Origin of the sequence: Ciceribacter ferrooxidans, assembly GCF_004137355.1 — a bacterium.
Classification (GTDB): domain Bacteria; phylum Pseudomonadota; class Alphaproteobacteria; order Rhizobiales; family Rhizobiaceae; genus Allorhizobium; species Allorhizobium ferrooxidans.
This window is the reverse complement of record NZ_SDVB01000311.1, coordinates 326029-352128: the sequence shown is the minus strand read 5'-3', so window position 1 is coordinate 352128 and position 26100 is coordinate 326029. Positions and strand designations below refer to the sequence as shown.

21 protein-coding genes are annotated in these 26100 nt (G+C 60.1%); 10 read left to right on the top strand and 11 right to left on the bottom strand.

Annotated elements, in window-relative coordinates; genetic code table 11:
• Window position 1: 1 nt before the first annotated feature.
• Complete coding sequence (locus EUU22_RS21785; protein WP_129334060.1) at window positions 2-4786, bottom strand: NAD-glutamate dehydrogenase; 4785 nt, start codon at window positions 4784-4786, stop codon at window positions 2-4.
• Window positions 4787-4958: 172 nt separating this feature from the next.
• On the opposite strand from EUU22_RS21785, the gene pdxY reads away from it, so the two are divergent.
• Both pdxY and EUU22_RS21775 read left to right on the top strand, forming a co-directional pair.
• Entirely contained in the window at window positions 4959-5840 is an 882-nt protein-coding gene (gene pdxY / locus EUU22_RS21780) for a pyridoxal kinase PdxY (protein ID WP_129334059.1), read from the top strand.
• Between the two features lie 90 nt (window positions 5841-5930).
• Window positions 5931-6572, top strand: coding sequence for a carbonic anhydrase (locus EUU22_RS21775; protein ID WP_165351258.1), 642 nt, complete (start codon window positions 5931-5933; stop codon window positions 6570-6572).
• A gap of 3 nt (window positions 6573-6575) precedes the next feature.
• Here the strand turns inward: EUU22_RS21775 and EUU22_RS21770 are convergent, their stop codons facing one another.
• Entirely contained in the window at window positions 6576-7358 is a 783-nt protein-coding gene (locus EUU22_RS21770; RefSeq protein WP_245485239.1) for a lytic murein transglycosylase, read from the bottom strand.
• 200 nt (window positions 7359-7558) lie between these two features.
• Window positions 7559-8593 carry an aspartate-semialdehyde dehydrogenase gene (locus tag EUU22_RS21765; RefSeq protein WP_129334057.1) on the bottom strand — a complete coding sequence of 345 codons (1035 nt, stop codon included), beginning with the start codon at window positions 8591-8593 and terminating at the stop codon, window positions 7559-7561.
• 684 nt (window positions 8594-9277) lie between these two features.
• On the opposite strand from EUU22_RS21765, the gene EUU22_RS21755 reads away from it, so the two are divergent.
• On the top strand, window positions 9278-11155 hold the full coding sequence (locus EUU22_RS21755) for an MFS transporter (protein WP_129334055.1): 1878 nt from the start codon (window positions 9278-9280) through the stop codon (window positions 11153-11155).
• 152 nt (window positions 11156-11307) lie between these two features.
• The gene (locus EUU22_RS21750) at window positions 11308-11859 is read left to right on the top strand and encodes a GNAT family N-acetyltransferase (RefSeq protein ID WP_129334054.1); all 552 of its coding nucleotides are present in this window, start codon (window positions 11308-11310) and stop codon (window positions 11857-11859) included.
• A 7-nt stretch (window positions 11860-11866) separates the two neighbouring features.
• Here the strand turns inward: EUU22_RS21750 and EUU22_RS21745 are convergent, their stop codons facing one another.
• The 3 genes from EUU22_RS21745 to acnA all read right to left on the bottom strand — a co-directional run bounded on the left by EUU22_RS21745 (window position 11867) and on the right by acnA (window position 16167).
• Complete coding sequence (locus EUU22_RS21745) at window positions 11867-12262, bottom strand: DUF2794 domain-containing protein (RefSeq protein ID WP_129334053.1); 396 nt, start codon at window positions 12260-12262, stop codon at window positions 11867-11869.
• 256 nt (window positions 12263-12518) lie between these two features.
• A complete protein-coding gene (locus EUU22_RS21740) occupies window positions 12519-13268 on the bottom strand; it encodes a DUF1223 domain-containing protein (RefSeq protein ID WP_129334154.1) in 750 nt (249 codons plus the stop codon).
• 205 nt (window positions 13269-13473) lie between these two features.
• Window positions 13474-16167, bottom strand: coding sequence for an aconitate hydratase AcnA (gene acnA, locus EUU22_RS21735; protein WP_129334153.1), 2694 nt, complete (start codon window positions 16165-16167; stop codon window positions 13474-13476).
• 272 nt (window positions 16168-16439) lie between these two features.
• On the opposite strand from acnA, the gene ccmA reads away from it, so the two are divergent.
• From ccmA to EUU22_RS21710, 5 genes are read left to right on the top strand one after another with little or no spacing between them, the layout of a single operon-like run.
• Window positions 16440-17087, top strand: a complete 648-nt coding sequence (gene ccmA, locus EUU22_RS21730; protein ID WP_129334052.1) for a heme ABC exporter ATP-binding protein CcmA — start codon at window positions 16440-16442, stop codon at window positions 17085-17087.
• The gene (gene ccmB / locus EUU22_RS21725) at window positions 17084-17743 is read left to right on the top strand and encodes a heme exporter protein CcmB (protein ID WP_129334051.1); all 660 of its coding nucleotides are present in this window, start codon (window positions 17084-17086) and stop codon (window positions 17741-17743) included. Before ccmA ends, ccmB begins: the two co-directional genes overlap by 4 nt.
• A gap of 45 nt (window positions 17744-17788) precedes the next feature.
• Complete coding sequence (locus EUU22_RS21720) at window positions 17789-18556, top strand: heme ABC transporter permease (RefSeq protein ID WP_129334050.1); 768 nt, start codon at window positions 17789-17791, stop codon at window positions 18554-18556.
• Window positions 18553-18726 carry a heme exporter protein CcmD gene (ccmD, locus tag EUU22_RS21715; RefSeq protein WP_129334049.1) on the top strand — a complete coding sequence of 58 codons (174 nt, stop codon included), beginning with the start codon at window positions 18553-18555 and terminating at the stop codon, window positions 18724-18726. Before EUU22_RS21720 ends, ccmD begins: the two co-directional genes overlap by 4 nt.
• Window positions 18723-19328 carry a DsbE family thiol:disulfide interchange protein gene (locus EUU22_RS21710; protein ID WP_129334048.1) on the top strand — a complete coding sequence of 202 codons (606 nt, stop codon included), beginning with the start codon at window positions 18723-18725 and terminating at the stop codon, window positions 19326-19328. The genes ccmD and EUU22_RS21710 overlap by 4 nt, the downstream gene beginning before the upstream one ends.
• Before the next feature lies 1 nt (window position 19329).
• Here the strand turns inward: EUU22_RS21710 and EUU22_RS21705 are convergent, their stop codons facing one another.
• The 5 genes from EUU22_RS21705 to dapF form a co-directional block, all read right to left on the bottom strand.
• Window positions 19330-19923: a DUF2585 domain-containing protein gene (locus EUU22_RS21705; RefSeq protein WP_129334047.1), complete on the bottom strand. Its 594-nt coding sequence runs from the start codon at window positions 19921-19923 to the stop codon at window positions 19330-19332.
• Window positions 19920-20567 carry a septation protein A gene (locus EUU22_RS21700; RefSeq protein ID WP_129334046.1) on the bottom strand — a complete coding sequence of 216 codons (648 nt, stop codon included), beginning with the start codon at window positions 20565-20567 and terminating at the stop codon, window positions 19920-19922. The genes EUU22_RS21705 and EUU22_RS21700 overlap by 4 nt, the downstream gene beginning before the upstream one ends.
• A 61-nt stretch (window positions 20568-20628) precedes the next feature.
• The gene (ftsY, locus tag EUU22_RS21695) at window positions 20629-21936 is read right to left on the bottom strand and encodes a signal recognition particle-docking protein FtsY (protein WP_129334045.1); all 1308 of its coding nucleotides are present in this window, start codon (window positions 21934-21936) and stop codon (window positions 20629-20631) included.
• Between the two features lie 17 nt (window positions 21937-21953).
• Window positions 21954-23228, bottom strand: a complete 1275-nt coding sequence (gene mtaB, locus EUU22_RS21690) for a tRNA (N(6)-L-threonylcarbamoyladenosine(37)-C(2))-methylthiotransferase MtaB (RefSeq protein ID WP_129334044.1) — start codon at window positions 23226-23228, stop codon at window positions 21954-21956.
• Window positions 23225-24139 carry a diaminopimelate epimerase gene (gene dapF, locus EUU22_RS21685; protein ID WP_129334043.1) on the bottom strand — a complete coding sequence of 305 codons (915 nt, stop codon included), beginning with the start codon at window positions 24137-24139 and terminating at the stop codon, window positions 23225-23227. The genes mtaB and dapF overlap by 4 nt, the downstream gene beginning before the upstream one ends.
• A 400-nt stretch (window positions 24140-24539) precedes the next feature.
• On the opposite strand from dapF, the gene ffh reads away from it, so the two are divergent.
• Complete coding sequence (gene ffh / locus EUU22_RS21675; RefSeq protein ID WP_129334041.1) at window positions 24540-26093, top strand: signal recognition particle protein; 1554 nt, start codon at window positions 24540-24542, stop codon at window positions 26091-26093.
• Window positions 26094-26100: the final 7 nt, after the last annotated feature.

Genomic DNA, 26100 nt, shown 5'->3' with positions numbered 1-26100 from the left:
GTCACCTTGTTTTTCCGTGCGCAAGGTCTGTCAGAAGGCCCGCGGCAACCGCAATTTTGGAGAGGCTAGGATCACCGCTCTCGGTGATCGCAACCAGCTCGGTGACAAGCCGGTCGATACGCTGCTGATCGGCCCGTCGCCACGCAACAATTGGATCCCTTTCCGTCGCGTAACGCGACAGCGCCTCGGCAACGATGTCACGCCTCGCCGCACCGATCTGATGAATGCTGCGGGTCAGCGAGAGGCTTTCGTAGTGATCGGCCGTGGAGACGCGGTTGGCCGCGGCAAGGACGCGTTCGATGCTGAAAGCCCCGGAGACTGCGAAGTAGCTGCTGACGGTGCGCGTGATCGTTGCGCCCGTTCGCCCGGAAATTTGCATGACTTCCGGCACCAGCAACAGGACCGACAAGCGGACAACGTCACCGGCAAGATCCTCCGGCGTCCCTGCCTGCACGAGCTCGGCAATTTCCCTGTCGAGCCGTTGACGCAGGTCCTGCGGCAGCGCGGTTCCAAACGACTGCTTCAGTGACTTGACGGTCGTCTTGAGTCGGGCAAGAGCTTCGGTGATCCCGCCTCCTGACAGCCCGGTCTCGACGAGCAGACGTGACACGCCGGTGTAGACATCTTCCACGGCCGCATAGAGCCTGTTCTGCAGCTCTCCGGGCACCTTGGCGTCCAGCGCGTCGATGCGCCCCCACAGATCGGTGAGGTCGAGACCATCCCTCACAAGCAGAGCCGCCTTGACTACATCTGCCGGAAGAACACCGGTCGCGTCCGCTGTGGTGACGACAAAGCCAGGACCACCGCGATTGATAACGTGGTTGGCCAGCACCGTGGCAACGATCTCCCTGTGCAAGCGGTGCCCGGCGATCTCCGCAGCAAAGGCCTTGCGCATTTTCGCGGGGAAATAGTTGAAGAGCGTTGTCGTGCAATACGGGTCATCCGGCAGGTCCGACGCCACCAGTGAATCGAAGAGAACGATCTTGGCGTAGGAGAGCAGAACGCCTATCTCGGGACGAGTCAGTGCCTTGCCTTCGGCATAGCGCTCGGCAAGTGCATTGTCATCCGGCAGGGTCTCTACCTTGCGATTGAGCCGTCCCGCTGCCTCGAGTGAAGACATCAGGCGACTCAGTTCCTCCCGGTTGCGAACGCCCTTCCGCTCCGTCAGCGAGATCGCCAGCGGCTGCAGATAATTGTTGCGCAGAACGAGGGATGCGACTTCGTCGGTCATGTCGGCGAGCAGCCTGTCGCGCTTGGCCATGGTGAGGCGATTTTCCGCAACCGCCGGCGCCAACGCGATCTTGATGTTGACCTCGACGTCGGAGGAGTTCACGCCTGCGGAATTATCGATGGCGTCTGAATTCAGGCGTCCGCCGCTGAGAGCATAGGAAATCCGCCCACGCTGGGTCACACCGAGGTTTGCCCCCTCGCCGATAACCTTGGCGCGAACTTCGTTTCCGTTCACGCGGATCGCATCGTTGGTTCGGTCGCCGACCTCTGCATCCGTTTCCCCTGCGGCCTTGATGTACGTACCGATGCCTCCGAACCAGAGAAGGTCGACTGGTGCCTTTAGGATCGCCGTCATGATTTCGAAGGGCGTCGCGGTCGTTTTTTCGAGGCCGATCGCTTCGGCCGCTTCCGCCGTCAGGTCTACGGATTTGACCGCGCGGGAAATGATCATCGCGCCTTTTGAAAGTGCCTTGCGATCGTAATCCTGCCAACTCGATCGCGGCAGGGCGAACAGCCGTTTGCGCTCGGCAAAGGAGAGGTCTGTATCCGGATTCGGGTCGATAAAGATGTCGCGGTGATCGAATGCTGCGACGAGACGGATTTTTTCGGAGAGCAACATCCCGTTGCCGAAAACATCCCCCGACATGTCGCCGACCCCCGCGACCGTGAAGGGTGTCGTCTGTATGTCGATGTTCATCTCGCGGAAATGCCGTTTGACTGCTTCCCAGGCACCTCGCGCCGTGATGCCCATCTTCTTGTGGTCGTAACCGGCGGAACCGCCCGACGCGAACGCGTCGTCCAGCCAGAAGCCGGCCGCACGCGCGAGGGCGTTTGCCGTATCGGAGAATGTCGCGGTACCCTTGTCGGCGGCAACGACGAAGTAAGGATCGTCATCATCAAGCCGTACCGTGTCCGCCGGCGGCACAATCTGTCCAGCCTGAATGTTGTCGGTGATCGACAGCAGTGTCGTGACATAGGTCTTGTAGGCTTCCTTGCCTGCGTTGAGATACTCGTCGCGGCTTCCGCTCGCCGGGAGCTGTTTGGGGAAGAAGCCGCCCTTGGCGCCCACCGGCACGATCACGGCGTTCTTGACTTGTTGGGCCTTTACCAACCCCAGCACCTCCGTTCGGTAGTCCTGGGCGCGGTCGGACCAGCGCAGCCCGCCACGCGCGACCTTGCCGAACCTGAGGTGGACGCCTTCCACTTCTACGCCATAGACGAAGATCTCGCGGAACGGGCGAGGTTCCGGCAGCCCTTCCAGACGCTGCGGATCGAACTTGAAGGCGAGCATGGGGCGAGGTACGCCACTTGAGGTCTTCTGGAAGAAATTCGTCCGGAGCGTCGCATCTACGGCGTTCAGATAGCGGCGAAGAATGCGGTCTTCATCAATGCTGGGTACGGCAACGAGCGCGTCGAGCAGTTCCTTTCGGCTGTCATTGATCTTTCGCTGTCTACTCTTCTCGCTGAGTGCGGGATCGAAGATGTCACTGAACAGCCTGAAGATCGACGCAGCGATCTGCGGATATTTGTTAAGCGTTTCGGCAATGTGATTTTGCGAATAGACGATTCCGCACTGGCGGAGATACGCCGCATAGGCGCGCAGAACCGTGACCTCTCGAGCGGTCAGTCCTGCGGTCATGACCAGACGGTTGAAGGTATCGTTGCCGATCGAGCCAATGAAGGCACCGAGGAATGCGTCTTCCAGCAATTTTCCATCGCGATCGATGTCGAATGCGCCGCCGCCCCTGACTTCCAGCTCCATGTCGTGCAATACGACTAGCTTACGGCTCTCCGCCGCTGAGACATGGATGTCGAAGGTACGTTCACTGATGACGCCGAAGCCGAGGTTCTCCAGAAGTGGCACACGCCGCGACAGCGGCAGATGTTCTCCGGCGTGGAAAATTTTGAGATAGAGCAGACTTCCTTTCTCCGACGCCTGCTTATGGAAGCCGATACTGACGGGCCGACCATCGAGGCAGGCATTGATGTGCTGCAGATCGGCCACCGCCTCTTCGGGAGTGAAGGCCTCCTGATACGCCTGGGTGACGGCAAGCGCCGGAGCATTCGACCCCGCGAGTACCGCAAACCGGTCCGTCCAGCGCGCGGTGATCGCGCGGACCTCTTCTTCAAGCCGTGCCTGCGGTATGCGGGGCGTCTTGCCTTCGTTGCGGCCGATAATGATATGGACGCGCGCGACCCCTCCCTCAGGAAACGCCGGGTAGTAGGCCGAGACATGACCCTGATAGGCATCCTTGAAGTAGTTTCCGATTTTCTCGCGCACGAGAGAATTGTAATCTTCTCGGGGGACGTAGACGATCAGGGAGACGAACCGGTCGAAATGGTCGATACGCGGCAGGACGCGGACTCTCGGACGCTCGGAGAGATCGTTGATCTGCTCGCAGAACCGGGCAAGCAATTCTGCGTCGATCTGGAAAAGGTCGTCACGCGGATAGGATTCGAGCGTGTTCTGCAACATGCGGCCGGAATGGCTTTGCGGGTCGAAGCCGAAGTGTTCGACCACCTTTTCGACTTTGGCTCGCAGCAACGGAATCTGGCTTACCGAGCGGGTGTAGGCGGTGGCGGTGAAGAGGCCAACGATGCGAAGCTCCCCCACCACCTTTCCGGATGCATCGAAACGCTTCACGCCGACGTAGTCCATGTACGCCCGCCGGTGCACGACCGATTTCACATTCGCCTTGGTGACAATGAGAAAATCCGGACCCTGCAGAAATTCCAGGATTTCCGGTGTGGTCGTGACCGCTTGCTTGCCGTGACGGAGAACGAGAACCTCGGGGTCCGCGAGAATGCCGAGGCCGCGCCCCTTGCCCCGCTCGAGTTTGCCGTCCGGACCGTCTCCCGTGTAGACGTATTCCCGCATACCGAGGAAGGTAAAATTGTCATTCCTGAGCCAGTCAAGAAACGCGAGCGCTTCGTCGCGTTCGGCCTGCCGGCGACCGGGAGCAAGTTGTCTCACTTCCTCCATCGACGTCTCCAGGACCGCGAGCATGGCCTGCCAGTCGCTCGAGGCCATGCGAACCTGCTCGAGGACGAAGGCGAGGCGCTCTCTCAGCGCGTCGGCCTGTTCGTTCGTGAGTGGTGCAAGATGGAGCTGAATGTAGCTGACCCGATGCGCCGGATCGGTTGGCTTGTCCGGTCGGAAGAGCTCGACAGTCTTGTTCGGCTCCGTCACGAGGATGGGGTGAATTGCAAGGAAGATGTCGCGATAGAGGCTGGTAACCTCGCCCATAACTGAGTCGTAAAGGAACGGTTTGTTGCGATCTACGATAGAGAGCACGCTCGCCGGTATACCTGAGTGTTCAACGCCGGGCACACGCTCAATCGTGATCTTCGGCTCGTGTCCGTCCCAGCTCGCGACGTCTTCCGCCGCCCGTACAGCCGAAAAAGCAAGCATTTCAGGCGTGTAGAGGGCGAGGTCGTCCGCGCTGGCGCGGCTAAACAAAATATCCGGATCGATGAAAGGCTTCCCCAGTTCCTCAAGCCGTCCGTGGGTCAGCTCCCAATTATAATCTCGCTTGGATTTCCTGCTTGCGACCATCGAGCCTTTCCTCCCTTATGCTCCAGCCTACAACGTGACTCGTATAAGCGCTGTTTAATACCGACTCGTTTAAGAATGCCACACAAATCGCATATGAAATGAGAAGCTACGGTGCAATTTTGCGATTTTGTGGCTATTTGACGACAAAAATCGTGGGTGAAGGACATTGGTCATGAGTAAGAGCCCTGCCAGCGCGGTGATCGTCATTTCCAGTCACGTGGTTCGCGGATCCGTCGGCAACCGGGCCGCCGTCTTTGCGCTGGAAACGCTCGGGTATCCCGTCTGGGCTGTGCCGACCGTCGTCCTGCCGTGGCACCCGGGGCACGGGAAGGCGACGCGGCTTTCTTTTCCGGACGATAGTTTCGACAAGATGATCGATGACCTGATCGGCGCGCCGTGGATTTCCGAAGTGGGCGCAATACTGACCGGCTATTTTGGAAGCGCTGCACAGACCCGTTCCGTCGCCCGCCTCATCACGGCGATTAAGGCGAGAAATCCGGATCTCATTTATCTCTGCGACCCGGTCATGGGGGATGTAGGCGGTCTCTATGTTCCTGAGGATACTGCGGAGGGAATACGCGACAACCTGATTCCGCTTGCCGCGATTGCAACACCCAATCGGTATGAGCTTGGCTGGATGGCGGGGAGCCCGCTCGAAACCAACGCCGACATCATCGATGCGGCCTTGTCGCTCGGTCCAGCGCGTATGCTGGTGACGTCGGCGGTGCCGATGATGGCGGGCGGGGTCGGCAATCTTCTGCTTACCGGCCGACATGCTTTGCTGGCGGAGCACCGATGGATCGAAAATCCGCCGAATGGCCTGGGCGATCTTCTCGCCGCAATCTTCCTTGCCCGCCTTCTCTCCGGGGTTCCCGAAGAGCGGGCACTTCAGCTGGCGACTGCGGGTGTTTACGAGGTGCTGGCGCGAACGATGAAACGCGGGAGCGACGAGCTGACGCTGGAAAGCGATGCGTCGAGCTTGATGTCGCCGATGGCGCTTGTGCAGATTCGGCGAATTATGCACCCCGCTTTGAAGACCAAACCCTCCTCTTGAGCGACGGGAGTACACGCGCCCCGGCAACTCTTGCAAGAATGTTGCTAGAGCGGATTGCATCTCATTTCAGACCATTATAATTCAATGCACATGCTGCGTTTTCCAGACTCTCTCGTTGCCGGCTATCGCAACTTTATGACCGGGCGCTACGTCGATGAGCGCGAACGTTACCGCGTTCTGGCCGAGACGGGTCAGAAACCCCAAACATTGGTGATTGCCTGTTGCGATTCTCGGGCGGCTCCAGAAACCATTTTCGATGCCGGTCCGGGTGAGCTTTTCGTGGTCCGTAACGTCGCGAACATGGTTCCTCCCTACGAGCCTGACGGCCATTATCATGCGACGTCGGCAGCACTCGAGTTCGCCGTGCAGGCCCTGAAAGTGCGCGATATCATCGTGATGGGCCATGGACGGTGCGGAGGCATTCGCGCCGCGCTCGACCCGAATGCGGAGCCGCTTTCTCCCGGTGACTTCATCGGCAAGTGGATGGGACTGCTGAAACCCGCCGCCGAGCAGATTCAGACGAACTCCGTCATGACGGCAGGCGAGCGGCAGACTGCGTTGGAGCGCATCTCGATCCGCAACTCAATTGCAAACCTCAAGAGTTTTCCCTGTGTGAAGATTCTCGAGGAGCGCGGAAAGCTTAATATTCACGGCGCCTGGTTCGACATCGGTAATGGCGAACTCTGGATCATGAACCGCGAGACGCGCGATTTCGAGCGCCTCGAATTCTAGGCCCTACTGCCCGTCGATCTGCGCTCCGATATAGGCGATGGCCTGCTGGTAGACGGAGGCTGCGTTCCAGCCTTGGAGCGCTCCAAAATTAGGTTCGCCCGGCTGATACCCCGCGCCGGGCTGCCAGCCGTGACCGCGCAGAAAATTGGCGGTCGAGGCCAGGGCATCAGCGCGTGAGTGCACCAGGTCGATGCGGCCGTCCCCATCGCCGTCGGCACCGAAACGGACGACGTTGCGCGGCAAGAATTGTGTCTGGCCAATTTCGCCGTGAGCGGCGCCTCTTGCGTTGAGGGCCAAGGACTTGCTTCCGACCAACTGGAGTGCGGCATAAAGCTGATCGGTGAAGTAATCAGTCCTCCGGCAGTCATAGGCGAGGGTGGCAACGGCGGAGAGCGTGTGCTCGTTGCCCATGTATCCACCGAAGCCCGTCTCCATGCCCCAGATGGCGATCAGTGGACCAGCGGGGACTCCGTATTTGCTCTCGATCCTTGAAAACAGCGAGGCATTGTTCTTCTTCATTGCCTTGCCGCGAGAAATAATGACCGAACCGCCGCGCTTCTTCATGAATTGATCGAAAGAGAGCTTGAAGCTCTTCTGGCCGCGATCCGCCCGAATGGTGTTGGTGTTATAGGAGACGGTCGCGAAAACCTGGTCCAGCAACCTTGCACTCACACCCTGCGTAGCCGCTTCCTGCTTGAACACCTGAATCCAGTCAGAGAATCCGGCGGATGTTTTGCCGCACTGAGCCGCGCCGGCGCTGCTGACGGTCGCGCCGCCCACAACCATTGCCAGAAAAGCAGTCGTAGCAAACCTTGAGAATTGCATAGAGACCTCGTTTTCTGCGTCCTGAACCTTGCGAGCGAACATGCCAGCCGGTATTGATTCTGTCACGCAGTAGTTTCGAACTTGCCAGTTACTTGAGAGCGCCGTCTCAGATGCCGCACCCGCCGCCGGCCAGGACCGGCGACGGCGCGAACCCACATCCACTATTTCGCGGCGTTCTTCGGCTTCAGCAGGCCTCGATTGACGAGCAGCTCCGCAATCTGAACTGCATTGAGCGCCGCGCCCTTGCGGAGATTGTCGGACACTATCCACATATTGAGGCCATTCTCGACTGTGGCGTCCTCGCGGATGCGGGAGATATAGGTCGCATCTTCCCCGGCACACTCGACCGGGGTGACGTAACCGCCGTTCTCATGCTTGTCGACGACCAGGCAACCAGGGGCCTCGCGCAGGATGTCGCGGGCCTGATCGGCCGTAATTTCGTTCTCGAACTCAATGTTCACCGATTCCGAATGGCCGATGAACACAGGAACGCGCACGGCGGTACAAGTTACCTTGATCGCAGGATCGAGCATCTTCTTGGTTTCAGCGAGAACCTTCCACTCTTCCTTGGTGTAGCCGTCCTCCATGAAAACGTCGATGTGCGGAATGACGTTGAAGGCGATTCGCTTCGTGAACTTCTTCGCTTCGATCGGATCGGCGACGAACACGGCGCGAGTTTGGCTGAAGAGTTCGTCCATACCTTCCTTGCCGGCGCCCGAAACCGATTGGTAGGTCGATACGACCACCCGCTTGATCTTTGCCGCGTCGTGAAGCGGCTTCAGGGCGACGACCAGCTGGGCGGTCGAGCAGTTCGGATTCGCGATGATGTTGCGCTTCTTGAAATCGACGATGGCGTCCGGGTTCACTTCCGGTACGATCAGCGGAACGTCGGCGTCATAGCGCCATGCGGACGAGTTGTCGATGACGACGCAACCCTGCGCCCCGATCTTCGGCGACCACTTCTGTGAGATCGTGCCGCCTGCCGACATGAGGCAGATATCGGTGTCGGAAAAATCGTAGTTCTCGAGGTTTTGTACCTTCAGCGTCCTGTCGCCAAAGGACACTTCCGTGCCCTGCGAGCGGGCCGACGCGAGGGCAACAACTTCGTCTGCCGGAAAGCCGCGCTCCGCGAGAATGCCAAGCATTTCCCGCCCGACATTACCGGTGGCGCCTACAACTGCAATCTTGAAACCCATGTTTCCTGCTCTCTTTCTTTCTCTCCACGACTGGGTGAGGGGAAACATGCGGCAAGCGCTCTGTTTCCGTGTCCCCGACCTTGCCGGGGAGAGAGCGGAGGCCAGAGACGTCAGACGGTTTTCGTCGTCGTTTTGGCCTTGGTTGTGGATGAACGGAAAGCAAATGCATTTTGCCCGGCCAGATTGGCCAGGTCGGACACTGCGGCGATAGGCAGACCGAAGTAATGCATAAGGATCCCTTTTCCGGCCGAGCTATTAAGGCGTTTTCCGGCGGAGTCAAGTGGAAGCGTGAGACAGTCGTCATGCTGCGTTTCCCGATGAGTGAACGGGCCGTCCTGTAGTTGCAACCCGACACCATTTCTGCAGCCGCTGATAAGCGGCCGACGACGCTTTCCGCTAGTGACGGATCCGAATCGCGGGAACAGCACCTCATGCCGCAAGGCAACAGGTCCAGGCGCCCGACACTAGCCAGGGCGTTGCCAAAGACCACGCGGCCGTCTCGCCTGTTGAAAATCTTCCGACTATCCACCTGCCGCATTAGACTAAAGTCATAATTCCAAAGCATCTCTCTTGATTTCGGTGGTTTTCTGCCAGTGTGTAAACGATCCGTTATCGCGACGGTTCTGCCCGGAGGAGTAATGGGCGCGTCGCGGCCGGGGGCGTTTTCTTTGTGGAGGAACAACAATGGCAAATGTCGCAGCCGTCGGCAGCGCGCCGCGTGGCATGACGCGAGAGGAGCGAAAAGTCATTTTCGCATCGTCTCTCGGCACCGTTTTCGAATGGTATGATTTCTATCTCTATGGTTCGCTTGCGATCTACATCGGCGCGACCTTCTTCTCGCAGTATCCGGAGACGACCCGGAACATCTTCACCTTGCTCGCCTTCGCCGCGGGCTTTCTGGTCCGTCCGTTCGGTGCGCTGGTGTTCGGCCGGCTCGGGGACCTCGTTGGCCGCAAATACACCTTCCTGATCACGATCTTGATCATGGGCGCGTCGACCTTCCTGGTCGGCCTTCTGCCGGGATCGGCGAGCATCGGGATTGCCGCTCCCATCATCCTGATTGGGCTTCGCATGCTGCAGGGTCTCGCTCTGGGCGGCGAATACGGCGGTGCCGCGACTTATGTCGCCGAACATGCCCCGCATGGTCGCCGCGGTTTCTACACGTCCTGGATCCAGACCACTGCGACCCTAGGTCTGTTCCTTTCGCTGCTCATCATTCTCGGCATTCAAACCGCGATGGGCAAGGACGCGTTCGCAGCGTGGGGTTGGCGTATTCCCTTCCTGCTCTCGTCGTTGCTGCTGGCAGTATCGGTCTGGATTCGTATGAAGATGAACGAGTCGCCGGCCTTCCAGAAAATGAAGGAAGAGGGCACGCAGTCCAAGGCTCCGATTTCTGAAGCTTTTGGTCAGTGGAAGAATGCCAAGGTGGCTATTCTCGCGCTGCTGGGCGCCGTTGCCGGTCAGGCGGTGGTCTGGTACTCGGGCCAGTTCTACGCGCTGTTCTTCCTGCAGAACGTGCTGAAGGTCGACCCTCAGGACGCCAACATCATGATCGCGATCGCTCTTGCGATCGGCACCCTCTTCTTCGTCGTGTTCGGCTGGCTCTCTGACAAGATCGGCCGCAAGCCGATCATCATGGCCGGCCTGTTGCTCGCCGTCGTCACTTACTTCCCTCTGTTCAAGGCCATGACCCAGTTTGGTAACCCGGCCCTTGCACAGGCGCAGGAGAGTATTCGCGCGACGGTAACTGCGGATCCGAAGGACTGCAATTTCCAGTTCAATCCGACCGGTACTGCGAAGTTCACCACCTCTTGTGACATCGCAACCTCGACGCTGACGAAGAACTCCGTGCCCTATGACGTCGTCGCCGGGCCTGCGGGTTCGGTCGCCACTATCAAGATTGGTGATGCCACGGTCGAAAGCTATGATGCCGTGAAGTCCGGTGATCAGGCAAAGTCCCTCGACGGCAAGATGCAGAAGGGTATTAACCTGGCTCTGCAGGCCAACGGATATCCGTTGGTTCGGGCTGCAGCCAAGGTTCCTGAAAGCAAGCTCGACGCATTCGTTGCCGGCAACCCGGAACTTAATCTCGACGCCGCAGCGCTTCGGGCCGGCGAGAAGACGATGGTCCCGACGAGCCAGCTCGTCACGGACAAACTCTTGACGGCGGAAGAGGCGGCGGGTGCAACCGAAATGGCTGTCTACACCGTTCCGAATGGCGGTGCCTTCAAGATGGTTGCTGATCCCCAGGCGGTGAACTGGACGGGTATGATTGTCGTCCTCACGATCCTGATGATCTATGTAACGATGGTCTACGGTCCGATCGCGGCGATGCTGGTCGAGATGTTCCCGACCCGTATCCGTTACACCGGCATGTCTCTGCCTTACCATATCGGTAACGGTTGGTTCGGTGGCTTGCTGCCGGCAACGGCCTTCGCGATGAGCGCGGCCAAGGGTGATATCTACTACGGCCTTTGGTACCCAATCGTCATCGCAGGCATGTCGTTCGTCATCGGCATGATCTTCCTTCGGGAAACGAAAGACACCGATATCCACGCGTAAGCGTGCCTGTCTCGGACGATCTTAACTCATCCTTCGGAGGCCCGGCAGAGCACTTGCCGGGCCTTTCTCTATCTGGTCCCAAGGCCGATCTTGCGGCGCGATAATGTTTGTGGAAGATGCCGTTATTGCTTCCTCTTTCCTGCGTCCCTGCCATGTCTTTTGTTCTGCGCGATACACAGTTGACGGATGTCGTATCAATAGCAGCGATCTATGCCGATGCTGTGCTGACCGGTACTGCCAGCTACGAACTCGTTCCGCCGACACAAGAGGAAATGGCCTCGCGTTTCGCAACGATAACCGGACAGGGATATCCCCATATCGCAGCCGTCGACGAGGACGGCACGCTCCTCGGCTATGCCTATGCCTCGGCGTTCCGCACGCGGCCCGCCTACCGATGGCTCGTCGAGGATTCCATATATCTCGCACGCGAGGCGCAAGGCAGGGGGATCGGCAAAGCGCTGCTGAAGGAACTGATATGGCGCTGCACAGCGCTCGGCTTCCGACAGATGGTCGCCGTCATCGGCGGCGCGAGTCCGGCTTCGGTTCGTCTCCACGGTGGATGCGGCTTTGTCATGACAGGCACGCTGGTCGGGACCGGCTTCAAGCACGGTCAGTGGCTCGACACCGTCCTGATGCAGTTACCGCTGGGTGACGGAAACACCACGGTCCCCGACGAAAAGGCGTATCCCGGCTCACTGTTCTGAGGTCAGTCTATTCCACCAGCTTCAGTTTCTTGTCGAAGATCTTCAGCACTTGCGTCAGCTCGTGTCCGCGCTTGAGCACCCGACCGCTGGTATGAATAACTGAATAGGCGCCCTGTCTGGCGGCGAGTTTCGGATCTTTTTCGATGCGATATAGCGGCAGTTCGCCGGATCTTTTGAACACTGAGAAGACGGCCTTGTCCTTGAGGTGGTCGATCGCGTAGTCGCGCCATTCGCCCTCGCCCACCATGCGTCCATAGATCCACAGGATCGAATCGAGCTCCTTGCGGTGAAACGTGACCGGAAGCGTATCACGACTCTGGCGATAGTCCTGTAGACTGACGATAGGCGCCGAATGGCTTGCCTGCGGTGCATCCGTGCGCGGCAAATCCGGCTGATCGCTCATCAAGACTTCCCCGACTTCCCGGTTGTGACAGATGGGTGACAGTTTGCCTCAGGCAGCACAAAAAGCAAGCCTATGTGCAAATAAGTGAAGCACACTGCCTTTCTTTCCATTGCCGCATTTTGGTCAAAACAGCGCCCCATTTGCAACCGAAGCTGGCGTCACTGAGTTGGCGCGCCGCGCCAAAGGTCCGGTCTGTCGCATTGACCCCTTACCCCCAGCCCCCCAATGCTTCTAGGCCGGACCACCCCCTCAGGGGCTAGGTGCCATCATTGCCGATGATCATCGTCGCGCCGAGAATGGCCGACGGCTCTCCTTCTGTACCGGAAGTCTGAAGCAGGACGGCGCAACCGTCGTTCCCGTCCTTTGCCATGACTTTGGCCGGTAACACGAGGTGAAGTTCACTTCCCTCCCACATTCCGACCGTCTGGACGTCGGTGACGCTGTTCCAGTAAGCGACTTTCTTGCCGACATTCTCGCCTTTCAGGACGTCGACAATTTCCTTCCGGCGGAAATAGACAATGACGACATCCGCCTTGCCTTCTCCCTTTCCGACCGTGATCGCCAACTCCTCGCTTTTGCGCGCCGCGCTTACCGGTACCGAAAGACCGAGACCTTGCTTCCCCATCTGGTTCAGTTTGCGCATGACCTCGTCCGCATCGGTGCCCTTCAGATGGTCGCGACCGTTGAGCACGACTTGCGGAGTGTAAACGCCGCTGCGACCGAGGCTTCGGGCATAAGCGTATTGGCGACCGGTATTCTCTGGCGTGGCCAGCGTGTCGTTCCAACCAATATAGTTCCAGTAGTCGACGTGGTAGGCGAGCGCCACGAGGTCGCCCTTCCTCACGAGCTTTTCGAACGCCTCGTCAGCCGGAGGGCAGGAACTGCAGCCCTGAGAAGTGAAAAGCTCGACGACCCCCCGTGGCGTCACGCCGTCCTGCGCTTTGGCGGGCGTGCAGATAACGGTCATGCAGACCAGGGCGTAGCGGGCGAACACAATCGAGGTCATCCATCGAACCCGTTTACTCGTAGGTGTATCGGTCCCGTTCAGTGCCACGAGGCCGACATCCGATAAATAGTCATAAGTCAGCAATACTCGCTCGGCCTTTCAACGAGAAGTCACGATGGGGTGAGGCGATCGTTTGTGATTGTCGATTCAAGAAAAAGCCGCCGGGAGCCTGTCCCGGCGGCTCGTATTCTCATGCGAGCGGAAGTCAGGCGGCCAAATCGCGCAGGACTGTCTGCAGGATGCCGCCATTGTTCACATAGGTGACCTCGTCCAGCGTATCGATGCGGCAGATCAGCGGGATGTCCTTCACGGTTCCGTCTGAGTAGGTGATCTTGGCGATCTTCTTCTCGCGCGGCCTGATCTCCCCGTCGAGGCCCTCGATGGTTACCAGCTCATCGCCCTTCAGATTGAGGCTCTGCCAGGTGGTACCGTCCTCGAAGACGAACGGAACGACGCCCATGCCGACCAGGTTCGAACGGTGGATGCGTTCGAACGACTGGGCGATGACTGCGCGAACGCCGAGCAGGTTGGTGCCCTTGGCCGCCCAGTCGCGGGAGGAGCCGTTGCCGTATTCGACGCCGGCGAAGATGACCAGCGGGATACCCTCGGACTTGTACTTCATGGCAGCGTCGTAAATCGACATCTCTTCCTTCGACGGATAGTGGATGGTGTAACCACCTTCCTTGCCGTTCGGGCCGAGCATGTGGTTACGGATGCGGATATTGGCGAAGGTGCCCCGCATCATCACCTCGTGGTTGCCGCGACGCGTGCCGTACTGGTTGAAGTCGGCAACCCCAACGCCATGTTCCATGAGATAGGCGCCGGCCGGCGAGGCGGCCTTGATCGAACCAGCCGGAGAAATGTGGTCGGTTGTGATCTTGTCGCCGAAGAGGCCGAGCACGCGGGCTCCCACGATATTGGACACGCCGGAGCCGGTCTTACCCATGCCGACGAAGTAGGGCGGGTTCTGCACATAGGTCGACTGATCGTCCCAGGCATAGGTCTGGCCGGCCGGAACCTGCACCGCCTGCCAGTTCTCGTCGCCCTTGAATACGTCGGCATACTTCGATTCGAACAGCTCGCGGGTAACGTACTTGGCGATGAATTCCTGGATCTCGTGCGAGGTCGGCCAGACATCCTTGAGGTAGACCGGGTTGCCGTTCTGGTCTTCGCCGAGCGGCTCCTTGGTCAGGTCCTTCTGCACCGTGCCGGCGAGCGCGTAAGCGACGACGAGCGGCGGGGAGGCGAGATAGTTGGCCTGGACGTCCGGCGAGATGCGGCCCTCGAAGTTGCGGTTGCCCGAGAGTACACCTGCAGTGATCAGGCCCTTGTCATTGATCGTCTTCGAGATCGGCCCCGGCAGCGGGCCGGAATTGCCGATGCAGGTCGTGCAGCCGTAGCCGACGAGATTGAAGCCGAGCTTGTCGAGATCAGCCTGCAGGCCGGACTTGGCGAGATATTCACCGACGACCTGCGATCCCGGTGCGAGCGAAGTCTTGACCCACGGCTTGGACTTGAGGCCCTTCGCAACGGCGTTGCGGGCGAGAAGGCCGGCAGCGATCAGCACACTCGGATTCGAGGTGTTGGTGCACGACGTGATGGCGGCGATGCAGACATCACCATGTCCGAGATCGAAGCTTTCGCCTTCAACCGGGTAGCGGGCGTCGATCTGACCCGGCTTCTTGTAGTCGCTCTCAAGAGCGGTCGCGAAGTTCGGGGCGATGGTTTCGAGCGGCAAGCGGCCTTCCGGACGCTTCGGGCCGGCCATGGACGGCACGACGTCGCCGAGGTCGAGTTGGAGCGTGTCGGTGAAGACGAGGTCGGAACCGTCACCTTCGCGCCACATGCCCTGTGCCTTCGAATAGGCCTCGACGAGGGCGATACGATCCTTGCTGCGGCCGGACATGTCGAGGTAGCCGAGCGTTGCCGAGTCGACCGGGAAGAAGCCGCAGGTCGCACCGTATTCCGGACCCATGTTGCCGATCGTGGCGCGATCGGCGACCGGCAGCGTGTCGAGGCCGGGACCGAAGAACTCCACGAACTTCGAAACGACGCCCTTCTTGCGCAGCATTTGCACGACTGTCAGCACGAGATCGGTGGCGGTGACGCCTTCCTTCAGGGTGCCGGTCAGCTTGAAGCCGATGACCTCGGGCAGAAGCATGGACACTGGTTGGCCGAGCATGGCGGCTTCGGCTTCGATGCCGCCCACGCCCCAGCCCAGCACGCCGAGGCCGTTGATCATCGTGGTGTGGCTGTCCGTGCCGACGCAGGTATCCGGATAGGCGATCGTCTCGCCGTCCTCGTCCTTCGTCCATACCGTCTGGCCGAGGTATTCGAAATTCACCTGGTGACAGATGCCGGTGCCCGGAGGAACGACGCGGAAATTCTTGAAGGCCTGCTGGCCCCACTTCAGGAAGCGGTAGCGCTCCCCGTTGCGCTGGTATTCGAGCTCGACGTTTTTCGCGAAGGCCTGCGGCGTGCCGAATTCATCGACGATGACCGAATGGTCGATAACGAGATCCACAGGAACGAGCGGATTGATCTTTTCAGGATCACCGCCGAGCGCCTTGATACCGTCGCGCATGGCGGCGAGGTCGACGACCGCCGGAACGCCGGTGAAGTCCTGCATCAGCACGCGGGCCGGGCGGTAAGCAATCTCGGCCTCGGTGAGGCCCTTGTTGCTGAGCCACGCGGCAACGCTTTCGATGTCGGCCTTGGTGACCGAACGGCCGTCTTCGTTGCGCAGCAGGTTCTCAAGAAGCACCTTCATCGAGTAAGGGAGCTTCGAGACGCCTGCGAGGCCGTTCGCTTCCGCCTTGGGAAGGCTGTAATAGACGTAATCTTTGCCATTCACGGTAATCGTGGATCGGCAATTGAAACTGTCGAGTGATTTGGACACGGACATGAACCCCGCTTATTCTGATAGCCAACACATTCGTGCGGACGCCTATGCACTTCATGCACATCAGGATGCGGGTACGGCCATTTCCGCTGTCCGCACGTGAAAGTCGCAAACGCAACCCAAGTTCGGCACAAGGATGATATTCACGCCGACCGCTGGCGTGGTTGCAGGTCTTATAGATAATTTCTAAGAAGGGCACCAGACCAACGAATGGCGAATTTCTACAAATTTTTGCAGGCCCCGAAGGGCCTCCGCTGGAAGGCTGAAACATGCGGCTGAGCGCCGAAAATCTCTCCGCGAAGCGCGGCGAGGACTTTATCTTCGAGGACATTTCTTTCGCGCTCAACGCGGGCGAAGCCATGATTCTGACGGGGAGGAACGGGTCGGGAAAATCGACGCTCCTTCGGGTGTTGGCAGGCTTGCTGAGACCGGAGCGAGGTCGCGTCGATTTTGTCGTCGCGGGAGATCACGAAAGCCGCCCTGCTCGCGAGGCAAGTCATTATCTCGGCCACCGCAATGCGATGAAGCATGAGCTTACGGTGGCGGAGAACCTCGTCTTCTGGAAGCACTTCCTTGGCGACTTTGGCGGCGGCAATGGTGCGTCCGTAGAGAATGCCGCCCATGCGGTGGGCCTTGAGGGCATCACGCATCTTCCCTTCGGCTACCTGTCGGCCGGCCAGCAACGGCGCTTCGCGATGGCTAAGCTGCTGGTAGCCTACCGTCCGGTCTGGATTCTCGACGAGCCGACCGCGGCCCTGGACGCCAGCGCCGACCGTATGTTTGCCGGTCTGGTGCACGATCATCTCGCAGCCGGCGGGATTGCGATCGCCGCGACACACCAGCCACTTGGCCTCAACGCCGCCCGCGAATTGAAGATGACGGGGTTCTCCGGCGCCCCCGGAGGTGTTTGGCAATGATGGCGCTCTTCCTACGTGACCTCAAGCTTTCCGTCAGAGCCGGCGGTGGCGCACTGATCGGCGTCTTGTTCTTCATGACGGTCGTCGCCGTCATCCCGTTCGGTGTCGGACCTGATTTGAACCTGCTTTCCCGCATCGGACCGGCCATCGTCTGGATCGGAGCTCTTTTGTCCGCGCTGCTCGGACTTGACCGCCTTTTCCAGGCCGAGCGGGACGACGGTTCGCTGGATCTGATGCTGATGCAGGAGTCTCCGCTGGTCGTGACGGTCTTCGTCAAGTGTCTGGCACACTGGACTGCGACGAGCCTGCCGCTCGTCATCGCCTCGCCTTTGCTTGGCCTTTTCATGAACATGAACGAGGCCGCGATCGGGGCCGTGATGCTGACTCTCCTCGTCGGTTCGCCCGCGATCACGTTCATCGGTGCGGCAGGTGCGGCCGTGGCCGTGGCGCTTCCGCGCGGTGGCCTGCTCGTGTCCATCCTCGTGCTGCCGCTCGCCATTCCCGTTCTGATCTTCGGTGTCAGTGCATCTTACGCTGCCGTCGAAGATCCCGCCCCATTTATGCCGCCCTTTCTGTTTCTGATCGCCATCGTGCTCTTCTTCGCCGTGATTGGCCCTGTGGCCGCTGCCGTCGCCTTGCGCAATGCGTCGGATTGATTGGTATCAATTGCAGCAGAACGGCAGTCAGGTTAGAAGTGTTCTATGAACCAAGCGAGCCTTACCATCTCCAAGATCACCGACCTTGCAAACCCCACCCGTTTTCTCGCACTTGCCAGGCGCGTGATCCCCTGGCTCGCGATCTTGACCGCGCTGTTCTTCGCGATCGGCCTCTATCTGAGCTTCACGACCGAGGGTGACTATCAGCAGGGCATGACGGTGCGCATCATGTATGTGCATGTGCCGGCTGCCTGGCTTTCCATGATGTGCTACACCGTCATGGCTGTGTCGGCGATCGGAACGCTCGTCTGGCGCCACCCGCTGGCCGACGTGTCCCACAAGTCTGCGGCGCCGCTTGGCGCAGCCTTCACGTTCATCGCTCTCGTTTCCGGCTCCCTGTGGGGAAAGCCGATGTGGGGCACGTGGTGGGTCTGGGATGCCCGGCTCACCTCGGTGTTCGTGCTGTTCCTCATGTATCTTGGGCTGATCGCGCTCAACCGTGCCGTGGATGACCCTTCCAAGGCTGCGCGGCTCAGCGCCGTGCTTATCTTGGTGGGCTTCGTGAACATCCCTATCATCAAGTTCTCGGTTGAGTGGTGGAATACGCTGCACCAGCCGGCAAGCGTGGTACGCATGGGCGGTCCGACGATCGACGCGGAATTCCTCCGACCGCTGCTGGTGATGGCGATCGCCTTCACCCTTCTCTTCTTCACGCTGCACATCGCCGCCATGCGCAACGAGATTTGGCGTCGCCGGATCGCCGTCCAGCGACGACTCGCCGCACGTATGGCAGGGCGGGAGACCTCGCAATGAGCCACGACTTTTATATCTACGTGTCGTACGGCGTGACCGCTCTGGTCATTCTGGCTTTGATCGGCTGGGTCTGGCTGGATGGCCACGCACGGCAGCGTGAACTGAACGAGCTGGAAGCGGCGGGTGTGCGCCGCCGTTCGGCGGCGACAACTGGTGATCGGCAAGCATGAGTGAAGGACTGCGTGAATCCCCGGAAAAGGGCAGGAGAGGCATCGGCCGCTACGCTTTGGCAGTGGTGCCGCTGGCCGTCTTTCTGGTCATTGCCGGCACTGCTGGCAAAATGCTCTACGATCAGGATTTCAACGGCAAGAGTACGACGGAAATTCCTTCCGCTCTGATCGGAACCAAGGCGCCTGAGCTTCAGTTGCCCATGCTCGACGGGGCTCGCGTTCCTGCGCTGACGTCCCAGGTCATCGCCGGCAAGCTGACACTGGTCAATGTCTTTGCGTCCTGGTGCGTTCCTTGCCGGCAAGAGCATCCGATCCTGAAGGAGCTCGCAAAGGATCCACGACTTACCGTCGTTGCGATCAACTACAAGGACACGGGCGAGAATGCGCTGAAGTTCCTCGGCGAGCTTGGAAATCCCTATAGCGCCATCGGCGTCGATCCCAACGGCAAGGCGGCGATCGATTGGGGTGTCTACGGCATTCCGGAGTCCTACCTCGTCGACGCCGATGGGACGATTATCTATAAGCGTGTGGGTCCCTTCGATGCGCTGTCGCTCGAGAAGGGGCTATACCCTGCGATCGAGAAGGCGCTGGCAAAAGGCTGAATCAGAGGCCGGCTTGCCATACCCTGATGGCCTCGATGGGCCAGAGAAGCATCAGCACGTTCAGCGTCAAGTTGTCACGGATCAGCCATCCCACGTAGATCTCCAAGAATACAGCGATCGAGACGGTCAGCCACACGGGAGCGCGTGCGGCGAAAAGGAAGCCGACGACCATGAACAGGGTGTCCATGGTGGAGTTCAGGATGCTGTCACCCTGATAGCCGATCGCCATGGTCGCCGTGCGATATCGGTCGATGACGAGCGGGGAATTCTCCACCAGCTCCCATGCGGCCTCGATAAGGGTCGCAAACGCAAGTCGCATGGACAACGGCCGTCGTCTGAAGAGGACGAAAGCGAGAAGATAGAACAGGAAGCCGTGAATGATGTGCGACGGCGTGTACCAGTCTGCGAGATGCTGTGAGTTTCCTGCAGTGTTCACACCGGGCTCGAAGAACTTGATATAGCCGCATTCGCAGATAGGTATCCTGCCCATCAGGTGAAGGATGCCGATCTGCGCAAGGACGGTCAGGCCGACGGCGAATAGCCAGAGGCGGGTCGCTTTGTAACGATCCTGCGGATCGAGCGCGGTGATCGTCACTTCGTCCCCTCCGTCTGTTCCTCGAGTGAGTGACGCATGATCAGCGGCATTTGCGCGAGCGTGAAGAGGATCGTCATCGGCATCGTGCCCCAGACCTTGAAATTGACCCACACCTCGTCAGAGAAGTTGCGCCACACCGCCTCGTTCAGGACGGCAAGGAACAGAAAGAATATACCCCAGCGCAGTGTCAGCTTCCGCCAACCGATGACATCGAGCTGGAAGGCCGCGTTGAAGACATAGCCGAGCAGTGACTTGCCGAAGAAAAGCCCGCCGAGCAGGGCCGCGCCGAAAAGAGTGTTCACGATCGTCGGCTTCATCTTGATGAAGGTCTCGTCCTGCAGCCAAATGGAGAGCGATCCGAAGACCATTACGACGATACCCGACACGAACGGCATGACTGGCAGATGACGAAAGGCGATCTTCGAAACGATCAGAGATGCGACTGTCGCGGCCATGAACAACGCGGTTGCGATGAAGAGCGGCCCCCCCACAGTGGCGAGCACCGGGAACGTCTTCGCAAGCCATTCGCCGCGAAGATTACCAAAGAAGAAGATGAGCAACGGGCCCAGTTCGAGCGCTAGCTTGAGGAGCGGGTGGTGCTTCTCCGCGGCAGTCGGTTCTGTGTCACTATGGCTGGATGTCATTGTCTTTGCCTGTCATTCTTTCTCGCTTGAGCGATGCCCGGTCGTCTTCCCGCCTCTTGCGTCAGCTTCCGAGACCTGCAATCGCATTGGCGAAATCGTCCGCCTCGAATGGTTCGAGGTCGTCGATACCCTCGCCGACACCGATGAAATACACCGGGAGCCTGTGCTTGGCCGCGATCGCGACGAGGATACCGCCGCGCGCGGTTCCGTCCAGCTTTGTCATCACGAGCCCGTTGACGCCGGCAATGTTGCGGAAAATCTCGACCTGCGCCATCGCGTTCTGACCGGTGGTCGCATCCAGTGTTTGGAGTACGGTATGCGGCGCGTTTGGGTCGAGCTTGCCGAGCACTCGGACAATCTTCTCAAGCTCCGCCATCAGTTCCGTCTTGTTCTGCAGACGACCGGCGGTATCGATGATGAGGACGTCGGACTTCTCCGCCTTGGCCTTCTCGAACGCTTCGTAGGCCAGCCCGGCGGCGTCGGCGCCAAGCTTGGTGCCGATGAAGGTCGATCCCGTTCGGTCCGCCCAGATCTTGAGTTGCTCGATTGCGGCGGCGCGGAAAGTGTCACCGGCCGCCAGCATGACCTTGAGGCCGGAGCCTGAGAGCTTCGCCGCCAACTTGCCGATCGTTGTGGTCTTGCCGGTGCCGTTGACGCCGACGACCAGGATGACGTGGGGCTTGTGACTGAGGTCCAGCTCGAGCGGTCGTGCAACGGGCTTCAGAACCTTGGTAATCTCGCTTGCCATGATGCGGGCGACGTCTTCGCCGGTGACATCCTTGCCGTAGCGCTCGGAAGACAGCGTGTCGGCGATGCACATCGCCGTCTCGACACCGAGGTCGGCCTGGATGAGCAGGTCCTCGAGGTCCTGAAGAGTGTCTTCGTCGAGCTTGCGCTTGGTGAAGAGGGCGGTGATCTGTCCGGTCAGCTGCGAAGACGTACGGAACAATCCAGTGCGCAGACGCTGGAACCAGGAGAGCTTCTGAACAGGCTCGTCCGGCACGCGCTCCGTCGCAGTCGTACCCAGTGTAAACCCCTTCGGAAGAGCCGGTTCGGCGAGACCCGCGTGTTCCTCCTCGCCGACCGGAGGCATTGCCTCGGGCACTTCTAACTTGATCGTTGCGTCCGCATCCGACGACGACTCCGGTGCTTCGTCATGGTCGGCGGGGCGGGGGGACACACCTTCTTGCTCGGGCAGCGGGTTCTCCGCTGCGTCCTGGGACATCTGATCGACGGCGGTCTGCTCTTCCCCGATCTGCTGCAGTGACTCGTCGGAGGCCGGAGCGTCCTGTGCCTCTTCCGCAGGCGCCGCGCCGCTCGGCTTGTCCTTGCCGAAAGTGAAAACCTTCTTGATGAAGCCGAGCGCCATGAACAGTCCGTTCGAAATCAGGCAGCCGAGCGGCCAGCCAGTTGCATTTCCAGGTTCTTGCCATTGTGACCAGTGATTTTGACCGTCACAAGATCGCGTGGCGCAAGCCCGGAGGCGTCGACCAGCGAGAAGTTTTCCGTATGGCCCATGCCGTTGTTTTCGACAAGGATCGTCTGACGCGTTCCGACCATTGACGACAGATGCGCGGTATGGAGGATCAGCGCACGTTCGCGCATGCGGGCCGCTCTCTCCTTCACCACTGCACGATCGAGCTGCGGCATGCGCGCCGCCGGCGTGCCCGGACGCGGACTGTACGGGAAGACGTGGAGATGTGCGATCCCCATCTCCTCGGCAAGGCTCGCGGCATTCGCGAACATCTCCTCCGTTTCGGTCGGAAAGCCGGCGATCATGTCCGCTCCGAATGCAATGTCTGGCCTCAACGTACGGACTTTTCTTGCGAAATCGACTGCGTCCGCACGGCTGTGGCGACGCTTCATCCGCTTGAGGATCAGGTCATCCCCGTGCTGCAGGGAGAGATGGAGGTGGGGCATGAAGCGCGGTTCGTCGGCGATGAGATCGAACAAGTGACCGTCGACTTCGATACTGTCGATTGACGAGAGGCGCAGCCGCCGGATCTCCGGCACCTGCTTAAGGAGTGTCTTTGCAAGCAGGCCGAGACTCGGCCTGCCGGGAAGATCATTGCCATAGCTCGTCGCGTCGACGCCGGTCAGCACGACTTCGCCGTAGCCGTTCTCGACAAGCCTGCGAGCCTGTTCGACGACCGCCCCCATAGGAACCGAACGGGAATTGCCGCGTCCGTAAGGTATGATGCAAAAAGTGCAGCGGTGGTCACAGCCGGTCTGCACCTGAAGAAAGCCGCGGACGTGGCCGTCGATATGCGCGACCATCTGAGGCGCCGTTTCCGTGATGCTCATGATTTCGTTGACGCGAACCTTCTCCTCGACATCGACCCCGAAATCCGGCACTGCCCGATAATGCTCGGCCTTGAGCTTCTCCTCGTTGCCGAGGACGGCGTCGACTTCGGGCATTGCGGCAAAGCCCCGGGCATCAGCCTGGGCGGCGCAACCGGTCACCACGATCCGGGCATTCGGGTTTTCGCGACGGGCACGGCGGATCGCTTGGCGAGCTTGCCGAACGGCCTCGCCTGTGACCGCGCAAGTATTGACGAGTATCGTATTGCTGAGGCCGGCCTTGGCCGCTTCAGCCTTCATCACCTCGGACTCGTAGGTGTTGAGCCGGCAGCCGAAGGTAATGACGTCGATGCCGCTCACGAAGCGGATGCTCCGCTTTCGGAGGATGTGCTGCGCTGCCAGACGCCGGTCGCTGGGTCGAGCGTGCCGGACCATTCCCATTCGGCCGGGCCGGTCATGACGACGTGGTTGTCGCGTTCGCGCCATTCGATCGTCAGCGCCTGCCGGTTCGGGCTGGAGGCGACGGTAACAGTCACCCTGCGGCCCGTCCGGCCGGTGCGTGCGCCGCTGACGGCCGCCGCACATGCGGCTGAACCGCAAGCGAGTGTCAGTCCCGCTCCGCGTTCCCAGGTACGGGTCGTCATCGCGTCGGGCGCCGTCACCTGTGCCAACGTGATGTTTGCCTTTTCAGGGAACATCGGATGGTTTTCGAGAAGCGGGCCGAAACGGTCGAGATCGAACGTCATCGGATCGCGATCGACCCAGAAGACTGCATGCGGATTGCCCATCGACACGGTCGAGGGCGAATGCAGTATCGGAGCGTCGATGGGCCCGATCTGCAGCTCTATACGGCTGGTATCATGGAACTCTTCTGCGAGAGGAATGCGGCTCCACTCGAAAACGGGCTCACCCATATCGACGGAGATCGTGCCGTCCTCGTGTTCGACTGCGTTGAGAATTCCAGCGATCGTCTGAAAGGTGAAGGTTTTGCGACCGGTCTCGGCTGCAAGCGCCTGTACGACGCAACGCGTACCATTGCCACAGGCCTGCGCGCGCGTGCCGTCGCAGTTGAGAATGTCGATATACGCGTCGGTGCCGGAAAGCTTCGGATCGTGGATCGCCATGATCTGGTCGAATGTGGTTTCCGGACTGCCGGCAAGGCTGACGGCCGCTGCCGGCGAGACCCGGTCGGCACGGCCGCGCATGTCGATGACCAGGATCTTGTTGCCAAGCCCGTTCATCTTCGCGAATTCGACCGTTGCTGCCGTCATGCTGATACTTTCGATGGTTGTCGCCGCTTATATGGCGGAAAAGCGCCGGAATTACCAGTGTGCTTCATGATCGGCCGGAGCCTTGCTGGAATGAACTGTCGCTGTCCGGTACGGCCAAAAAAAGGGGGTGCGTGCGGATTCGAGGGGGCCGTTCGTCAAGTGGGGGCTGAAATACTTGACTCCGGCGCGGTTTTCCTGTTTATCGCCCGCAAATCTGCGACGAGATTGAGACTCCGAGCCGCCGACCGGGACCCGCCAAGGTATAAAGAGATCCCGGAGGTCAACACCCGACAGCGCGTTGCGCCCTCGGGTGCTTTTTGGTTTTGCGTCTTGTCTTCGATGGAGAAAAGACCAACGTTTCGGTAACTCGCGACGAAACCGAAACGATAAGGAAGAGCCGATGTTTGAAAACCTCCAGGACCGCCTTGGATCCATCCTGAATGGACTGACCGGCCGTGGCGCATTGTCCGAAGCGGATGTCTCCGCCGCGCTGCGCGAGGTGCGTCGTGCGCTTCTGGAGGCGGACGTAGCGCTCGAGGTCGTGCGCTCCTTCACCGATAGGGTTCGCGAAAAGGCTGTCGGCGCCGCGGTGCTCAAGTCGATCAAGCCCGGGCAGATGGTCGTCAAGATCGTTCACGACGAACTCATCGAAATGCTGGGCTCCGAGGGGGTTTCGATCGATCTCAATGCGCCGGCTCCCGTCGTCGTCATGATGGTCGGCCTGCAAGGCTCCGGCAAGACCACGACCACGGGCAAGATCGCCAAGCGTCTGACCGATCGCGAGAAGAAAAAGGTCCTGATGGCCTCGCTGGACACGCGTCGTCCGGCTGCCCAGGAACAGCTGCGCCAGCTCGGGGTGCAGACCGGCATCGACGTGTTGCCGATCATTGCCGGCCAATCGCCGACCGATATCGCAAGCCGCGCCGTGCAGGCCGCCAAGCTCGGCGGCCATGACGTCGTCATCCTCGACACGGCCGGCCGCACGCATATCGACGAACCCTTGATGGTCGAGATGGCTGAGATCAAGGCCAGGTCCAAGCCGCACGAGATCCTTCTTGTTGCTGATGCGCTGACTGGTCAGGATGCCGTCAATCTCGCCCGCAATTTCGACGAACGCGTCGGCATTACGGGCCTCGTTCTGACCCGCATGGATGGCGATGGTCGCGGCGGTGCCGCGCTTTCGATGCGCGCCGTCACCGGCAAGCCGATCAAGCTGATCGGCGTCGGCGAAAAGATGACGGAGCTCGAGGAGTTCCATCCGCGCCGCATCGCCGACCGCATCCTCGGCATGGGCGACATCGTTTCGCTGGTCGAGAAGGCGGCGGAGAACATCGACGCCGAGAAGGCAGCCGCCATGGCCGCCAAGATGGCCAAGGGTAAATTCGACCTCGACGATCTCGCAGATCAGCTGCGCCAGATGCAGAAGATGGGCGGCATGGGCGGCATCATGGGTCTTATGCCCGGCATGGCCGGCATGAAGGACAAGATGGCCGCCGCCGGGCTGAACGACAAGCTGTTCGGCCGCCAGATCGCCATCATCCAGTCGATGACCAAGGCCGAGCGAGCCAATCCTGATATTCTGAAGCACTCCCGCAAGAAGCGCATCGCCGCCGGCTCCGGCACGGATGCCGCCGAAATCAACAAGCTCCTGAAAATGCACCGTCAGATGGCCGACATGATGAAAATGATGGGCGGCAAGAAAGGTGGCGGCATGATGAAGCAGATGATGGGCGGCTTGGCCTCCAAGATGGGGCTCGGCGGCATGGGCGGGATGCCGGATCTGTCGAGCATGGATCCGAAGCAGATCGAAGCACTGGCCAAGCAGGCGGAAGCGGCTGGGATCAAGCCGGGTGCACTACCGGGGCTTGGTGGCGGATTGCCGGGACTGGGCGGAAAGCTCCCCGGCCTCGGTGGCGGGTTCCCGGGCCTTCCCGGATTGCCGAAGAAGAAGTGAGACGAGA

Bases quoted from the DNA above. Each gene is read 5' to 3' on its own strand.
- EUU22_RS21785 (WP_129334060.1), bottom strand. From the start codon at position 4,786: ATGGTCGCAAGCAGGAAATCCAAGCGAGATTATAATTGGGAGCTGACC.
- pdxY (WP_129334059.1), top strand. From the start codon at position 4,959: ATGAGTAAGAGCCCTGCCAGCGCGGTGATCGTCATTTCCAGTCACGTG.
- EUU22_RS21775 (WP_165351258.1), top strand. From the start codon at position 5,931: ATGCTGCGTTTTCCAGACTCTCTCGTTGCCGGCTATCGCAACTTTATG.
- EUU22_RS21770 (WP_245485239.1), bottom strand. From the start codon at position 7,358: ATGGTTGTGGGCGGCGCGACCGTCAGCAGCGCCGGCGCGGCTCAGTGC.
- EUU22_RS21765 (WP_129334057.1), bottom strand. From the start codon at position 8,593: ATGGGTTTCAAGATTGCAGTTGTAGGCGCCACCGGTAATGTCGGGCGG.
- EUU22_RS21755 (WP_129334055.1), top strand. From the start codon at position 9,278: ATGGCAAATGTCGCAGCCGTCGGCAGCGCGCCGCGTGGCATGACGCGA.
- EUU22_RS21750 (WP_129334054.1), top strand. From the start codon at position 11,308: ATGTCTTTTGTTCTGCGCGATACACAGTTGACGGATGTCGTATCAATA.
- EUU22_RS21745 (WP_129334053.1), bottom strand. From the start codon at position 12,262: ATGAGCGATCAGCCGGATTTGCCGCGCACGGATGCACCGCAGGCAAGC.
- EUU22_RS21740 (WP_129334154.1), bottom strand. From the start codon at position 13,268: ATGACCTCGATTGTGTTCGCCCGCTACGCCCTGGTCTGCATGACCGTT.
- ccmA (WP_129334052.1), top strand. From the start codon at position 16,440: ATGCGGCTGAGCGCCGAAAATCTCTCCGCGAAGCGCGGCGAGGACTTT.
- ccmB (WP_129334051.1), top strand. From the start codon at position 17,084: ATGATGGCGCTCTTCCTACGTGACCTCAAGCTTTCCGTCAGAGCCGGC.
- EUU22_RS21720 (WP_129334050.1), top strand. From the start codon at position 17,789: ATGAACCAAGCGAGCCTTACCATCTCCAAGATCACCGACCTTGCAAAC.
- ccmD (WP_129334049.1), top strand. From the start codon at position 18,553: ATGAGCCACGACTTTTATATCTACGTGTCGTACGGCGTGACCGCTCTG.
- EUU22_RS21710 (WP_129334048.1), top strand. From the start codon at position 18,723: ATGAGTGAAGGACTGCGTGAATCCCCGGAAAAGGGCAGGAGAGGCATC.
- EUU22_RS21700 (WP_129334046.1), bottom strand. From the start codon at position 20,567: ATGACATCCAGCCATAGTGACACAGAACCGACTGCCGCGGAGAAGCAC.
- ftsY (WP_129334045.1), bottom strand. From the start codon at position 21,936: ATGGCGCTCGGCTTCATCAAGAAGGTTTTCACTTTCGGCAAGGACAAG.
- dapF (WP_129334043.1), bottom strand. From the start codon at position 24,139: ATGACGGCAGCAACGGTCGAATTCGCGAAGATGAACGGGCTTGGCAAC.
- ffh (WP_129334041.1), top strand. From the start codon at position 24,540: ATGTTTGAAAACCTCCAGGACCGCCTTGGATCCATCCTGAATGGACTG.